Here is a 14,749-nt window from a genome sequence, read left to right as displayed (position 1 = left end):
GCGTTTGTCACTGCACCAGGTCAACGCCCCGCTCAAACCGCCCGGTCGTGATAATGCGCATTGAACAGCGGCCCTTGCACGAAGCGCACGTCGTACTGCTGCAAAGCCTCGAACTGCGTTTCATCCACCACGCGATTGAAAATCAGCGGAATCCGCAGCCGGCCTGCATAACCCACTAGCGGTTTGACCGTGGCATCGCGCAAAGCGGTCCCTGCATCCATCTTGAGAAAGTCGAGCCGCGCGGTCTCCGACACCGACAGAATCTGCCCCGCGTTGGACAGATTGCCCGCCACCTTGAAGCCGTAGTGCTGGTAGCTCTTGGTCAGATAGCCGAGAAAAGTCTTGTGCGCGACCGCCGCTGCGGGCAGCTCGATCACCACCCGCGACGGGTTCAATCCGAACGACACCAGCACGCTCGAAAAATGCCGCCCGTGGTCGTACTTCACGCTCTTGAGCAGCCGCTCGTGCACGCGCAAAAACAGCAGACCATGCCGCTGCGCGCCAAAGAAGTTGATGGCATGCAGCGCACGCGACATGCGGTCGAGCGCGACCAATTCCTGATCGTCGGCGATGCGGTCGAACGGATCGAATACGTCGAACGGCGCCGCGTCGACCTGATGCGTGACGGCCTGAAAGCCGAGTTCATCGCCGAAACGGTCCACCCCTTCGACCCCAGACGAAAGCGACTGCGCCAACGCATGCACGCTGATATCGAAGATCGGCTCATAGGCACTGGCGAGTTCAAAGCCGTCGAATTGCGCCAGCGCGACGTCGTGATGCAAGCCTTGCCCCATCACCAGATGCTCGCCGAGAAACGGATGATCGGCACAGCGGGCAATGAGGTTGGGGATGGTCGGCGGAATCATGTAGGCGTATGGATGGCGAAAGTGAGGCGCATCCATTGATGGTAGCAGTCCGAACCGCGCTCACATGAACAAATTGCTCATAACGTTATCCGGCGAACGCTTGTGCCGACGGGCCGTTCGGGGATTTCGGGTGACTTTTCAGGGTTTACGTTAATTTCACTATACGTAATTAGTTTTACTATACGTAAATTGCAATGCGGCTTCGATCGTGTGATGGCTTGTGCCGTGCACGCCGCCCAAGCGCCGCGGACAGGCGCTTTCCAGCAGTGTTCAGCCCCCTCGCAACCAACGAGCAATCCATCCAGTCAGCATCAGGAGACGACCCAATGAGCGCGAAACCGGCCGCGGCCGCCGCCAATGTGATCGAAGTCGAGCAGGTGCTCGGCGAAACGCATCACCCGGCATTCCAGTTGCTGCTGCTCGCGCTATGCGGGTTGTGCCTCGTGATCGACGGCTTCGACGCGCAGGCGATGGGCTACGTTGCGCCGAGCGTGATCGGCGAATGGCACGTGTCGAAGGCGGCGCTCGGTCCGGTGTTCAGCGCGAGCCTGTTCGGCATGCTGCTCGGCGCGCTCGGGCTGTCGGTGCTGGCGGACCGCATCGGGCGCCGGCCGGTGCTGATCGGGTCGACGTTTTTCTTCGCGCTGTCGATGCTGGCCACGCCCTTCGTCGCCACCATCCCCGAATTGATCGCGCTGCGCTTCATCACCGGTCTTGGGCTCGGCTGCATCATGCCGAACGCGATGGCGCTGGTCGGCGAATTCTCGACCCCCGCCCATCGCGTCAAGCGCATGATGCTGGTGTCGTGCGGCTTTACGCTGGGCGCGGCGCTCGGCGGCTTTATCAGCGCCGCGCTGATTCCGGCTTATGGCTGGCGCGCGGTGTTCTGGGTTGGCGGCGCGGTGCCGCTGCTGCTCGCGCTGGCCATGCTTATGGCGTTACCGGAATCGCTGCAATTCCTCGTGCTCAAGGGCCGCAGCGAGCGCGCGTTGCGCTGGCTCGCGAAGTTCAACCCGGCGCTGCCGATCGACGCGAACACCCGGCTCATCGTGCGTGAGAAGGGCAATGGCGGCGCGCCGGTCGCCGAGCTGTTCCGTGCAGGCCGCGGTCCGGTAACCTTGATTTTGTGGGCGATCAGTTTCATGAACCTGATCGATCTGTACTTTCTGTCGAACTGGCTGCCCACCGTGATGCGCGACGCAGGCTATTCGCCGAGCACGGCGGTGATCGTCGGCACGGTGTTGCAGACGGGCGGCGTGGTCGGCACCTTGCTGCTCGGCTGGTTCATCGAACGTTTTGGTTTTGTGCGCGTGCTGTTCGTGTGTTTCGCGGGCGCGGCGCTGGCGGTCGGCACGATCGGCACGGTGGCGCATGCGTTGCCGTGGCTGTTGCTCGTGGTGTTCGCGGGCGGCTTCTGCGTGGTCGGCGGACAACCCGCCGTCAACGCGCTGGCCGGCCATTTTTATCCGACCACGCTGCGCTCGACGGGCATCGGCTGGAGCCTCGGTATCGGGCGGATCGGCTCGGTGATCGGACCGCTGATCGGCGGCCAGCTGATCGCGCTGAACTGGTCGAACGCCGCGCTGTTTCATGCGGCCGCCTTGCCGGTGCTGTGCTCCGCGCTGCTGGTGATCGCGCTGGCCGCCGCGACGCGCCAGCGCGGCCAGCCGTCCGAGCCGCGGACCGCATGAAATGACGAGATCGAGTATCAACGGAGAACCTAGCATGGATACCCAAACCCGTACGCCGCACACTGGCAGCTCGCGGCTCGAAATCGAGCCCGGCTATCAGTCGGGCTTCGCAAACGAATTCGCCACCGAGGCCTTGCCGGGCGCGTTGCCGGAAGGCCGCAACTCGCCGCAGCGCGCGGCTTATGGTCTGTACGCCGAACAACTGTCGGGCACGGCGTTCACCGCGCCGCGCGGCCATAATCGCCGCTCGTGGTTGTACCGGATTCGTCCGGCGGCAGTGCATATGCCGTTCACGCCGCTGCCTTCGGAGCGGCTCGTCGCCAACTTCGCCGAGGTGCCTCCGACGCCGCCCAACCAGTTGCGCTGGGACGCGTTGCCGATGCCGGCCGAGCCGACCGACTTCATCGACGGCTGGGTGACGATGGCGGGCAACGGCGCGGCCGAGTCGATGACCGGCTGCGCGATTCACGTGTATGCGGCGAACCGCTCGATGCAGGACCGCTTCTTCTACACCGCCGACGGCGAATTGCTGATCGTGCCGCAGGAAGGGCGCCTGCACATCGCCACGGAGTTCGGCAAGCTCGACGTCGAGCCCTTCGAAATCGCGGTGATTCCGCGCGGCGTGCGCTTCGCGGTGAGCCTGCCGGACGGCGTGGCGCGGGGCTACATCTGCGAGAACTTCGGGGCGTTGCTGCGCTTGCCGGACCTTGGTCCGATCGGCTCGAACGGCCTTGCCAATCCGCGTGATTTCCTCACACCGCACGCGGCCTATGAAGACCGCGAAGGCGACTTCGAACTCGTTGCCAAGATGAACGGCAACCTGTGGCGCGCGGATATCGGCCACTCGCCGCTCGACGTGGTCGCGTGGCACGGCAATTACGCGCCGTACAAGTACGATCTGCGCCGCTTCAACACGATCGGCTCGATCAGCTTCGACCATCCGGATCCGTCGATTTTTCTCGTGCTGCAATCGCAAACCGACACGCCGGGCGTCGATAGCATCGACTTCGTGATCTTCCCGCCGCGCTGGCTCGCCGCCGAAGATACATTCCGTCCGCCCTGGTTCCATCGCAATGTGGCAAGCGAGTTCATGGGCCTCGTGCACGGCGTGTACGACGCCAAGGCCGAAGGTTTCGTGCCGGGCGGCGCATCGTTGCATAACTGCATGTCGGGTCATGGCCCCGATGCGGAGACGTTCGAGAAAGCCTCGCACGGCGATACGTCGACGCCGAAGAAAGTCGGCGACACGATGGCCTTCATGTTCGAGACGCGCACGCTGATCAAGCCCACGCGCTTCGCGCTCGAAACGGCGCAATTGCAGGCGCATTACTACGAGTGCTGGCAAGGTCTCACGAAACACTTCAACCCGGAGCAACGATGAACGCATTGAGCGATCTTCAGGCGACGCTCGATCCGTCGCGTAAAAGTTGGGTCGAGTCGGCTAACGATTCGGCCAACGACTTTTCGATTCAGAATCTGCCGTTCGGTGTTTTTAGCGACCACCTGAATGCGACTCGCCGCGTGGGCGTCGCGATCGGCGACAGCATCGTCGATCTGGCCGCGCTTGAAAGCGCGGGTCTGCTGAGCGTGCCTGCATCGGCCGCGGGCAACAGCGTGTTCGTGCGCGACGCGTTGAACGATTTCATCGCACTCGGTCGTGACGCCTGGCGCGGCGTGCGCATTCAGTTGAGCAAGCTGCTGTCACGCGATAACGCAACGTTGCGCGACGACGCCGAACTCCGCAGCCGCGCGCTGATCCGCCAGGCCGATGCCCAATTGCATCTGCCGGTGCAAATTCCAGGCTACACCGATTTCTATTCGTCGAAGGAGCACGCGACGAACGTCGGCTCCATGTTCCGAGATCCGAAGAACGCGCTGCTGCCGAACTGGTCGGAGATGCCGATCGGGTACAACGGACGGGCGTCGTCGGTGGTGGTGAGCGGCACGCCGGTGCGTCGTCCTAATGGACAGTTGAAGCTGCCGGATCAGGATCGTCCGGTGTTCGGCGCGTGCCGCAAGCTGGATATCGAACTGGAAACCGGCTTCGTGATCGGCGCCGGCAATGCCTTGGGCGAGCCGGTTGCGTGCGCGGATGCGGAAGCGCATATCTTCGGCATGATGCTGCTGAACGACTGGAGCGCGCGCGATATTCAGCAATGGGAATACGTGCCGCTCGGACCGTTCAACGCGAAGACTTTCGCGACGACGATCTCGCCGTGGATCGTGACGCTCGACGCACTCGAACCGTTCCGCGTCGCGCAGCCGGCGCAGGAGCCGCAGCCGCTCGCGTACCTGCGTCATGAGGGCGAGCATGCGTTCGATATCACGCTGGAAGTGACGCTGCGCCCGCAGCAGGCGAAAGCGGCGAGCACGATCTCGCGGACCAACTTCAAGCACATGTACTGGACGATGGCGCAGCAGCTCGCGCATCACACGGTATCGGGCTGTAATACGCGCGTGGGCGATCTGATGGGCTCGGGCACGATCAGCGGACCGACGGAAGATTCGTTCGGCAGCCTGCTGGAGTTGACGTGGAACGGCAAGAAGCCGCTGGAGTTGCGGGAAGGCGGCACGCGCAGTTTCATCGAAGACGGAGACGAACTGACGCTCGCCGGATGGTGCCAGGGTGAGGGTTATCGCGTGGGTTTTGGCGCGTGTGTCGGGGAGATTTTGCCGGCGTTGACGTGACGCTGTCATAGCGGGCGACGCGCTCGCAGCGTGCATGACGAGAACGGCGAAGCCGCGATAGTGGCTTCCCCGTTTTGTTGTTTGCGCATCATCTTGCGCCCGTGCCAGAGACTGTCGATCGAGCGGCGAGCGGCGAGCGGCTATCGGCGACTGGCGAACCGCCAACTGTGAGCCGCGATCCAACCTCGCGACCCGCACCCGCCGCCTCTCTCAAAGCTGCCGCAAAAAACGCCAAAGCAGCGGAGAGCGGCACGTCGGCGATCGCATCGCTGCCGACGCCGCAGTGCTGCACGAAGATCAGCCGATCAACCCGCGACCCGCACCGTCACCCGCCGTCTTTCCCACCAAACGGCCGCCAGAAACGCCAACGCGGCGACGAGCAACACACCGACCATCGCGTCATTCCCGACGCCCTTCATCAACGCCCCAGCCACCAGCGGCCCGCCGAAGCTCGCCGCGCTCCACGACGCGCCCACCAGCGAACTCGCGGACACCAATGCGACACCGCGAAAGCGTTCGCCGCAGGCAACCAGCGACAGCGTATAAATCGCACCGGCTGCCGCGCCGAGCACATATAGCAGCGGCCAGCACAGCCAAGGCGAGGCGATGGCCCACGGGAGCAAGGGCAGCAGCGCCACGACGACCACACCGCAACCGATATGCACGCGCTCTCGTCCAAGCCGGTCGGCAAGCCAGCCGATCGGAAATTGCATCGTCGTATCGCCGAGCAACAACGCCGACGCGAACAGCACGGCCACCTCGCTCGAAATGCCGTGCGACATGGCGAAGAGCGGCAGCAGCGAAAGCGCGATCGTGTCGAACAACGCGAAGAAGCCGGTGCCGATCACGAGCGCGGGCATTTGCGGTAAAACATGACGCCAACTGCCGTGCGCCGCGTGCTCGTCCTCGGATGCTTGCGGCGTCTTGCGGATCGTGGAGAGCATCGGCAGGGCCAGCAGGAAGATCACGCCGCAAATCAGGAAGCGCCATGGCGCGAAGCCGGCAATCTGACTCACCAGCACCGGACCGGCCATCTGGAACAGCGTGAAGTTGGTCGCGTAGATAGCGATGACGCGGCCGCGCGCGGCGTCGTCGGCCAACTGGTTGACCCAGGCTTCGCCGATCGTGAAGAGGAGCATCAGCGCGGCGCCGCACAGCACGCGCAGCACGGCCCACAGCCACAGGTTGGAGGTGAGTTGCATCAACGCGGTGGCGAACGCCACCACGAGCACCGCGCCGACGATCACCTGGCGGCCGCCGAAACGCGCGGCGATCCATCCCGCGAGCGGCACGATGACGAGCCCGCCGCCCGCTTGCGCGGCGGTCAGCAGGCCGACCACGTCGGTGCCGTAGCCCGCTTGCGTGAGCGCGAGGGCGGTGAGGGGAAGCGTCGCGCCGCTGCCGAGTCCGACGACGGCGACGCTCAGGATCAAAGCGAGGAAATCGCGAGTGAAGATGACTTTCATCGGCCGAGATGCTACTACGGCCGTGAGTCGACCGCACCTGCGTGCGGTCTGAGAGGACCGCGGAGAGAGGGGCGCTTAACCCGCCATCGCCATGCGTTGCGCACGCCGGTCAATCGACACCGACCACAGCGTCAGCACCAGCGCGCCGATCGACGTCGCCACGCCGACCCACGGCAGCGTGGTGAGCGGTGCGCCGGCGCCGATCGCCATGCCGCCGAGCCAGGCGCCCGTCGCATTGCCGAGGTTGAAGGCGCCCTGATTCAAGGTCGAGGCCAGATTCGGCGCATGGCTCGCGCGGTCGACGATCAGCATTTGCAGCGGCGGCACGATCGCGAAGGCCAGAATGCCCCACACGAAAATCGTGATCATCGCCGGGATCTCCGCGTGCATGGTGCCGGTGAAGATGGTCAGAATCACGACGATCGCCAGCAGGAACGCCACCAGCGAAGGCATCAGCCGCCAGTCCGCGAGCTTGCCGCCGAGCGTGCTGCCCACCGTCAGGCCGAGGCCGAACAGCAGCAACACGAGCGTGACGGCGTGCGGTGTGAAGCCGGTCACGTCTTCGAGAATCGGCGTGATGTAGGTGAAGGTGGAAAAGAGGCTCGCCGACGCCAGCACGCTGATGCCGAGCACCATCAACACTTGCGGGTTCTTCAACACGCTGAATTCGCGCACGAGGCTGGCCTTCTGCATCTCGATCTTCGCCGGCAGGCACACGGCGAGCGCGGCCGCCGCGACGACGCCGATGCCCGTCACCGCCCAGAAGGTGGCGCGCCAGCCGACCGCCTGGCCGAGCGCGGTGCCGAGCGGCACGCCCAGCACGTTGGCGAGCGTGAGGCCCGTGAACATCAACGCGATGGCTTGCGCGCGGCGGTTCGGCGCGACGAGGCCCGCAGCCACCACCGAGCCGATGCCGAAGAACGCGCCATGGCAGAACGCCGTCACGATGCGCGCGGCCATCAGCACCGCGTAGCCCGGCGCCACCGCGCACAGCAGATTGCCGACGATGAACACGCCGATCAGGCTCATCAGCGCCTTTTTGCGCGGCATGTTGGCGACCGCGATCGCGACGATCGGCGCGCCGATGGTGACGCCGAGCGCGTACGCCGACACCAGCATGCCGGCCGCCGGGATCGACACGGACAGGTCGCGCGCGACATCGGGCAGCAGCCCCATGATCACGAACTCGGTGGTACCGATTCCAAACGCGGCAACGGCAAGAGCAAGCAGGGGTAAGGGCATGGCGAAAGAGCGTGAATCGGCGCGACGGGAAGCGTCGCGCGGCCGGCGCGCATTTTCGGGGCGAAAACGCGTGCGCCGTACAGGGGTAAAACAGTAGGGGATTCTACCTAAGTCAAATCGGGCTTGCTGATCGTCGGCACGGATGTTGTTTTTTGCAGAAAGCCGCTGTCGATCGCGAGCCTCGCTGCGTTTTTAGCGACCGCCGCCATTGGGATCGAGCGAGCTGCCGTGCCGGCCGGCACCACTCGCGAAGTGTGCCGCGCCCGTCACGCCTTCGTCGAAAACCGCTTGATAGCCGCCGGCGCCTTCACGACGCAATGCTTCGGCGAGATCGTCGAGCATGCTGTTTTCCAGCACCGAACGACGGTCGGCGAGCAGCGCGGCCTGCGGAAAGGCAGCCAGTTCGGCGGCCAGCTGCTCGGCCGCCGCGCGTGCCGTGCCTTTCGGTACGACGCGATTGGCAAGACCGAAGCTGAGCGCTTCCTGCGCGCTCACGGCGCGCCCGGTCAGGATCAGGTCCAGCGCACGTGACAGTCCGATCAAGCGCGGCAAGCGGATCGTGCCGCCGTCGATCAGCGGAATTCCGACGCGTCGGCAGAACACGCCCAGGACCGCGTCCTCTTCGACGACTCGCAGATCGCACAGGGCAGCCAGTTCCAGCCCGCCCGCCACCGCATAGCCCGCAATCGCGGCAATCACCGGTTTGCTGAAGCTCGTGCGCGTCGGTCCCATCGGACCGGGGCCGCTGCCGTCCGCGTGCAGTTCGTTGCGGCGGGTGTCGTCGGCGAGAGCGGTCAGGTCCGCGCCGGCGCAGAAGGTGCCGCCCGCTCCGAACAGCACCGCCGCGCGCCAGGCCGGCTCCGCCTCGAAGCAGGCGAACGCGGCGCTGAGCGCCTCGGCGACAGGACGATCCACGGCATTTCGACGCGTGGGACGCTCAAGGACGATCGTGGCCACGCCGATATCCCGATTAGCTTCGATGCGCACGTGGTCGTTGAAATTTTGCGTGGTTATCATCGTTGTCACCGTACAAGTCATCAGCGTCTGCCCGCTCGTTGCGGGGTTGTGAGCAGTGTGCTCATGCAGAGTAATTAATACCGTGGTCTGTCATGCTTCTTACACAATCGGCTCGTAGCGTAAGCGCTCTCCTAACACGCTGGCGTCTTTTCGCCAGCTTATCGAGCCTGCCTTTGCCCTTGTCCAATTCATCGTCAGCCGCCGCGCCGGCTTGTGCCGAAACGGTCTGGACCGTGCCTCTGCAAGAGCATCCATGGTACGACCATGTGCGTCTGAAACGCGTCTTCGTCACGGACGGCACGCGCCATCAGGTTGTGCTCGTCGACGTGCGCAAGCTGCTCGCGTGCGCCGATCGCGACAACACCGATTACGTGCTGAAGCCGGTCGCCGAATGGCATTCGGGCAAGGTGCGCGGCATTCGCGAGTTTCTCGATCCGGAGAATCCGCGTATTCCGCAGATGCCGTACGTGACCATCTCGACGCGTCGCGCGCCGGGTCTTCTGGGCTGGTTCGGACTGGAGCGCGAAGGCGTGGTGGCGTTTCGCAACGGCCAGCATCGTGCGCGCTATCTGGCCGATGCGGGCGCGCGCTGGTTTCCAGTGGAAGTGCACGAACGTGAGGCGACCTTGCTGCGCGAACTTTGCGGCGCGGCGGACGACGCGCGCACCGTGGTCCGCGCGACGCCGCTGAACACCGGCGGCGTCTAGGCGGGCGCGCGCACCACGTTGCGCGGCGTGCCGGCTTGCCAGGCCGCGACGTTGTCGAGCGTGGTCTGGGCGATCTCGTTCATCGCCTCGCGCGTGAAGAACGCCTGATGCGCGGTGACGATCACGTTCGGGAACATCAAAAGACGCGCGAGTACATCGTCCTGCAACGGCAGGTTCGAGTGATCCTCGAAGAACAGGCCGCTTTCTTCCTCGTACACGTCTAGCCCGAGATGGCCGAGCTGGCCATCTTTCAGGGCGCCGATCAGCGCATTGCTTTCGACGAGGCCGCCACGGCCCGTATTGATCAGCATCGCGCCGCGTTTCATCTTGGCGAGCGCGGGGCCGTCGATGAGATGGTACGTGTCCGGCACCAGCGGACAATGCAGGCTGACTACGTCGGACCCGGCGAGCAGCGCGTCGAGCGGCACGTAGCGGGCGCCGAGCGCGAGCAGATCGTCGGCGGGCTCGCCGGGATCGTACGCGAGCACCTGCATGCCGAAGCCCGCCATGATGCGCCCGAATACGCGGCCGATCATGCCGGTGCCGATCACGCCCACGGTCTTGCCATGCAGATCGAAACCGAGCAGACCGTGCAGCGAAAAGTCGCCTTCGCGCGTACGTGCGACAGCGCGTGGCAGCCGCCGGTTCAGCGCCAGAATCAAGCCGACCGCATGTTCGGCCACCGCATGCGGCGAGTAGGCCGGCACCCGCGCGACCGTGATGCCGAGGCGCTCGGCCGCGGCCAGATCGACGTGATTGAAGCCCGCCGAGCGCAGCGCGATCATGCGCGTGCCGCCGGCATGAAGCCGCGCAAGGACCACCGCGTCGACGTTGTCGTTGACGAACGGACACACCACGTCGTAACCCTGCGCGAGAATGGCCGTCTCGCTGTCGAGGTGCGACTCCTGGCAGTGCAATTCATAGCAATGCGTGGCATTGGCTTCGGCGAACGTGTCGCGGTCGTATTGGCGGCTGCTGAACAGGATCATGCGCATGTCGGGCTCCGAAGAATGCGTGCCGGCACTAACCACGCGGAATCACGACGCGGCAGCCGAGCGGTCCAATATATAGGTTAGCGTCTCGCACGCGCTGCATTGCCAATCCATTTACCTTTGCTAAAAATCATTGTTTTGCGAAGTCAAGCGAACGCGAGGTGAAAATAATATTGACAGCTACAGAAAATTACAATATTTATTAAAAAGCAGTTCCAAAAAAGCATGTTCGCTCATGCTGTAATAAATCGGCCATCAGCAGACGATGTCTTTTCAAGGCGCAAGGCGACTTCGCGAGGAAAGAGTGACTGTCGAGCTATCGGAAGACTGTTTCAATAACTGCCGCTGCAGTGCGGCAAATCAGCTCGGGCGCAATTCGCGTCATTTCATTGCCATAAATTAAATTTTCACTCAATCACGATGCGGGTTGAGTAAAGCGTGCGTCATACTGCGACGAATTAATCTATTCGAGTTTTTCGAATGATTGTTCAGTCTCCTGTTAATAAACCCGTCAATCGGCGAGCCAACATGATCGGTGAATTGCTGAGGTCTCAACCGGAGATCGCGCTGTTCGCAAGCCTTGCAATTGGATATTTCATTGGTTCGTTCCGCATCGGTCCGATTCAGCTCGGCGGTGTGTGCGGCACCTTGATCGTCGCGTTGTTGTTGGGCCAGACGGGCGCGCGCATCGCCCCCGATCTGAAGAACATCGCCTTCGCGCTGTTCATCTTCGCGCTGGGCTTCACCGGCGGGCCGCAGTTCTTTGCCAACATTGGCCGTGGCTGGCGCTACGGGTTGCTGTCGGTGGTCGAGATCGTGTCGGTGCTGATGCTGATCATGATCGCCGTGGCCGTCATGCGGCTCGATGCCGGCACCGCGGCCGGTCTGCTGGCCGGCGCCGCGACGGAATCGGCCGTGATCGGCACGGCATCCGAGGCGATCGCCAAGCTCGGCTTCGGCGAAGCGGAAACGATCCGGCTGCAGGCCAATATCGTGACCGCGTACAGCGTGAGCTACCTGTTCGGCCTGATCACCATTGTGCTCTTTACGAGCCAGTTCGCGCCGCTGCTGTTGCGCGTCAATCTGCGCGACGAAGCCGAGCGCGTGTGGCGCAAGCTCGGCGGCGAAGGCTCGTTCGGCGAGGGCCAGCGCGCGGCTGCGCCGGCGCTGGTGGGGCGGGCGTTTTTCGTCGGCGCGGCGGCCGGCGCGACGATCCAGGCGTTCGAACAGCAGTACGGCTTCAACCTGACGGTCGAGCGCGTGCGGCGCGACGGCGCGGACGTGCCGGCTGAACCGCAACTGACGTTCGCGCCCAACGACATCGTTCTGCTGGCGGGGCGGCGTGAAGCGATCGTGGCGGCCGCAGCCGGTCTCGGCGACGAAGTGAGCGGCGCGGACTTCGGCCTCGTGGTCGCCGAAAAGGTCGATGTCGTGCTGACGCGCCGCGATCTGCACGGCCGGACCATCGCGCAGGTGCGCGAACAGGCGACGCCGGAAAACGGCCGCGGTGTCTACATCGCGGCGGTCACGCGGCTTGAAACCACGGTGCCGGCGCTGCCCGGCACCGAACTGAATCGCGGCGACGTCCTGACGCTGGTAGGCGCAAAGGCCGATGTCGAACGCGGCGTGAAGCGTCTGGGCTACCTAGTCGTCGCGACGCAGAAGACCGACTTCGTCTATCTGGCTCTGGGCGTGCTGGCCGGTATGGCGATCGGCCATCTCGGCGGACGGGTGGGCGGCGTGTCGGTCGCGCTCGGCACCGGCGGCGGTTGTTTGCTGTCGGGGCTGCTGTTCGGCTGGATCCGTTCGCGGTATCCGCTGATCGGTTCGCTGCCTTCGGCGGCCGCGCAAATCCTCAAGGACTTTGGTCTCGCCACTTTTATCGCGGCAGTGGGTCTGTCGGCGGGACCGGACGCCATCAAGCTGGTGCGTGAATACGGTCTCGCGTTGCCGGTGGCCGGGATTCTGATGGTGCTCGTGCCGGGACTGCTGTCGCTGTGGATCGGCCGCATGTTCCTCAAGCTCGAGGCGCCCATGCTGCTCGGCGCGATTGCCGGCCAGCAATGCAGCACGCCCGCGATCAGCGCACTCGTGGGCGTCACGGGAAATTCCACGCCGGTGATCGGCTACACGATCACGTATGCACTCTCGAACATTCTGTTGCCGCTGATGGGGCCGGTAGTGGTCGGCCTCGCCGGGAAATTCCACTAGGCGGTCAGATGTGCCGGAGGTGGCGCGCCATGTCACGTTCGGCCGATGCGGCATGCGGCACGCGACGCGCGACACGATGGCGCTCCGTGTGCACAGGGCGCACTCGGTAAAGTACTCAGTATCGCAAACTATCCAGCGAGGGCACGATGGACTGGCTACATCACATCTTTCAGAAGTCACCCGAGATTGCGTTGTTTCTGTCGCTCGCAGTCGGCTACTTCATCGGGCAGATCAACTTCGGCAAGTTTCAGTTGGGCGGCGTGGGCGGGTCGCTGCTGGCCGCGGTCGTGATCAGTCAGGCGGGCGTGACGATCGATAACGGCGTGAAGTCGGTCATGTTCGCCGTCTTCATCTACGCGGTCGGCTACGACTCCGGGCCGGGCTTCTTCAATTCGCTGAACCGCAAGACGCTGCGCGAGATTGCAATGGCCGTGTTTCTGGCGGCCAGCGCGCTGGTTACGGTGGTCATCTGCGCGAAGCTGTTCCACCTGAACAAGGGACTTGCCGCCGGGCTCGCGGGCGGTGCGCTCACGCAATCGGCGATTATCGGCACGGCGGGCGACGCGATCGCGCGTCTCGGCTTGCCCGCCGATCAGGTCAAGTCGCTGCAATCGGATGTGGCGATCGCCTACGCGGTGACCTACGTGTTCGGCTCTCTGGGCGCGATCATCGTGTGCGTGAATATTCTGCCCAAATTCATGGGCCAAAGTTTGCGCGACGCCTCGATCCAGGCGGAACGCGAGTTGACGTCAGGCGCGCCGTCCGTCGCGCCCGGGCAGCTTTCCGCGTTGCCCGAGATGGTCGGCCGCGCGTACAAGATCGACGTCAGCGCCGGGAAAACGGTGAAGGCCGTCGAAACGCAGCATCAGGACCTGTTGACGATCGAGCGGATCAAGCGCGATGGCCAGCAACTCGACCCGGCGCCCGACCTCGTATTGAAGCCCGATGACGTGGTGCTGGTGGTGGGCCGCCGTGAAGCCGTGGTCGCATTCGGCGCGAGCGGCGGCGAAGTGGCCACCGTCGAGGACGTCGGCGTGGTCATGCAGACACGCCAGGGCGTGTTCACGCGCAAGGGCATGAATCACACCACGATCGCCGCCGCGCGAGAAGTGGTGGACCGCGATATGCGCCACGGTGTCTACATTCAGGGTATTTCGCGCGCCGGTCAGCCGTTGCCGATCCTGCCGGAAACCGAACTCGAGCACGGCGACGTCATCACCTTCTATGGTTCGCCGAAAGACACCAAGCGCGCCGTCGAAGCCGCGGGCTACGAGTTGCCGTACAGCATCAAAACCGACTTCATTTACATGGGCGTCGGCCTCGTGCTCGGTTTGCTGATCGGGCTGATCGTGATCAACGTCGGCGGTATTCCGCTCACGCTCGGATCGGGCGGCGGCTGTCTGCTGGCCGGCCTGCTGTTCGGCTGGATGCGCGGCAAGCATCCCATGTACGGCGTGATGCCGTCGGCGGCTTCGCGGCTGCTGCAGGATTTCGGTCTGGCGGCATTCGTGGTGGTGGTTGGGCTTAACTCGGGCTTGCAGGCCGTGGTGACGGTCAAGCAACTCGGCATCACGATTTTCCTGCTCGGCGTGTTCGTCACGCTGTTTCCATTGCTGCTCACCATGCTGTTCGGCCGCTACGTGCTGAAGTACAACAACGCGGCCATTCTGGCCGGCGCGCTGTCCGGCTCGCGCAGCGCGAATCCGGCATTCGGCGGCGTGCTCGACAAAGCGGAAAGCGCCGTGCCGACCGTGCCGTTCGCGATCACGTATGCCATCGCGAACGTCGCGTTGACGCTGCTCGGGCCGCTCGTGGTCGGGCTCGTCTAGCGCGGGCGCAATCGATCTCTCGCGCCGGCGCTCACCGAGC

At 64.3% G+C, this 14,749-nt stretch carries 11 protein-coding genes; 6 read left to right on the top strand and 5 right to left on the bottom strand.

Annotation, left to right across the window (positions count from 1 at the left end; translation table 11 throughout):
- Positions 1-32: 32 nt before the first annotated feature.
- A complete protein-coding gene (locus ACFSNN_RS12980) occupies positions 33-866 on the bottom strand; it encodes an EAL domain-containing protein (RefSeq protein ID WP_134459012.1) in 834 nt (277 codons plus the stop codon).
- 326 nt (positions 867-1,192) lie between these two features.
- Between ACFSNN_RS12980 and ACFSNN_RS12975 the strand changes: the two genes are divergently transcribed.
- Genes ACFSNN_RS12975 through fahA form a run of 3 tightly spaced genes read left to right on the top strand, consistent with a single transcriptional unit; the run spans position 1,193 to position 5,245 of the window.
- Positions 1,193-2,557 (top strand): MFS transporter, encoded by a 1,365-nt coding sequence (locus tag ACFSNN_RS12975; RefSeq protein ID WP_134457069.1) that lies wholly within the window; start codon positions 1,193-1,195, stop codon positions 2,555-2,557.
- Between the two features lie 34 nt (positions 2,558-2,591).
- A complete protein-coding gene (gene hmgA, locus ACFSNN_RS12970) occupies positions 2,592-3,938 on the top strand; it encodes a homogentisate 1,2-dioxygenase (RefSeq protein WP_134457068.1) in 1,347 nt (448 codons plus the stop codon).
- Entirely contained in the window at positions 3,935-5,245 is a 1,311-nt protein-coding gene (gene fahA, locus ACFSNN_RS12965; RefSeq protein ID WP_134457067.1) for a fumarylacetoacetase, read from the top strand. Before hmgA ends, fahA begins: the two co-directional genes overlap by 4 nt.
- 305 nt (positions 5,246-5,550) lie before the next feature.
- Here fahA and ACFSNN_RS12960 read toward each other — a convergent pair whose 3' ends face one another.
- The 3 genes from ACFSNN_RS12960 to ACFSNN_RS12950 all read right to left on the bottom strand — a co-directional run bounded on the left by ACFSNN_RS12960 (position 5,551) and on the right by ACFSNN_RS12950 (position 8,970).
- Positions 5,551-6,711 (bottom strand): MFS transporter, encoded by a 1,161-nt coding sequence (locus ACFSNN_RS12960; protein ID WP_134457066.1) that lies wholly within the window; start codon positions 6,709-6,711, stop codon positions 5,551-5,553.
- A gap of 75 nt (positions 6,712-6,786) precedes the next feature.
- A complete protein-coding gene (locus tag ACFSNN_RS12955; protein ID WP_134457065.1) occupies positions 6,787-7,953 on the bottom strand; it encodes an MFS transporter in 1,167 nt (388 codons plus the stop codon).
- Between the two features lie 192 nt (positions 7,954-8,145).
- On the bottom strand, positions 8,146-8,970 hold the full coding sequence (locus ACFSNN_RS12950; protein WP_134457064.1) for a crotonase/enoyl-CoA hydratase family protein: 825 nt from the start codon (positions 8,968-8,970) through the stop codon (positions 8,146-8,148).
- 92 nt (positions 8,971-9,062) lie between these two features.
- On the opposite strand from ACFSNN_RS12950, the gene ACFSNN_RS12945 reads away from it, so the two are divergent.
- On the top strand, positions 9,063-9,677 hold the full coding sequence (locus ACFSNN_RS12945; protein WP_134457063.1) for a plasmid fertility inhibition factor family protein: 615 nt from the start codon (positions 9,063-9,065) through the stop codon (positions 9,675-9,677).
- Here the strand turns inward: ACFSNN_RS12945 and ACFSNN_RS12940 are convergent.
- Positions 9,674-10,672, bottom strand: coding sequence for a 2-hydroxyacid dehydrogenase (locus ACFSNN_RS12940; protein WP_134457062.1), 999 nt, complete (start codon positions 10,670-10,672; stop codon positions 9,674-9,676). The genes ACFSNN_RS12945 and ACFSNN_RS12940 overlap by 4 nt on opposite strands.
- Before the next feature lie 525 nt (positions 10,673-11,197).
- Here ACFSNN_RS12940 and aspT (ACFSNN_RS12935) point away from each other — a divergent pair.
- On the top strand, positions 11,198-12,880 hold the full coding sequence (gene aspT / locus ACFSNN_RS12935; protein WP_134457061.1) for an aspartate-alanine antiporter: 1,683 nt from the start codon (positions 11,198-11,200) through the stop codon (positions 12,878-12,880).
- A gap of 146 nt (positions 12,881-13,026) precedes the next feature.
- Complete coding sequence (aspT, locus tag ACFSNN_RS12930; RefSeq protein WP_134457060.1) at positions 13,027-14,709, top strand: aspartate-alanine antiporter; 1,683 nt, start codon at positions 13,027-13,029, stop codon at positions 14,707-14,709.
- Positions 14,710-14,749: the final 40 nt, after the last annotated feature.

Source organism: Paraburkholderia dipogonis (assembly GCF_042680985.1).
Classification (GTDB): Bacteria; Pseudomonadota; Gammaproteobacteria; order Burkholderiales; family Burkholderiaceae; genus Paraburkholderia; species Paraburkholderia phytofirmans.
Note: the sequence above shows the minus strand (reverse complement) of the source record. Positions and strands in the feature narration are given on the sequence as shown.

Excerpts from the sequence above, each read along its gene's own strand:
- ACFSNN_RS12980 (WP_134459012.1), bottom strand. The coding sequence starts at position 866 with ATGATTCCGCCGACCATCCCCAACCTCATTGCCCGCTGTGCCGATCAT.
- ACFSNN_RS12975 (WP_134457069.1), top strand. The coding sequence starts at position 1,193 with ATGAGCGCGAAACCGGCCGCGGCCGCCGCCAATGTGATCGAAGTCGAG.
- hmgA (WP_134457068.1), top strand. The coding sequence starts at position 2,592 with ATGGATACCCAAACCCGTACGCCGCACACTGGCAGCTCGCGGCTCGAA.
- fahA (WP_134457067.1), top strand. The coding sequence starts at position 3,935 with ATGAACGCATTGAGCGATCTTCAGGCGACGCTCGATCCGTCGCGTAAA.
- ACFSNN_RS12960 (WP_134457066.1), bottom strand. The coding sequence starts at position 6,711 with ATGAAAGTCATCTTCACTCGCGATTTCCTCGCTTTGATCCTGAGCGTC.
- ACFSNN_RS12955 (WP_134457065.1), bottom strand. The coding sequence starts at position 7,953 with ATGCCCTTACCCCTGCTTGCTCTTGCCGTTGCCGCGTTTGGAATCGGT.
- ACFSNN_RS12950 (WP_134457064.1), bottom strand. The coding sequence starts at position 8,970 with ATGATAACCACGCAAAATTTCAACGACCACGTGCGCATCGAAGCTAAT.
- ACFSNN_RS12945 (WP_134457063.1), top strand. The coding sequence starts at position 9,063 with ATGCTTCTTACACAATCGGCTCGTAGCGTAAGCGCTCTCCTAACACGC.
- ACFSNN_RS12940 (WP_134457062.1), bottom strand. The coding sequence starts at position 10,672 with ATGCGCATGATCCTGTTCAGCAGCCGCCAATACGACCGCGACACGTTC.
- aspT (WP_134457061.1), top strand. The coding sequence starts at position 11,198 with ATGATCGGTGAATTGCTGAGGTCTCAACCGGAGATCGCGCTGTTCGCA.
- aspT (WP_134457060.1), top strand. The coding sequence starts at position 13,027 with ATGGACTGGCTACATCACATCTTTCAGAAGTCACCCGAGATTGCGTTG.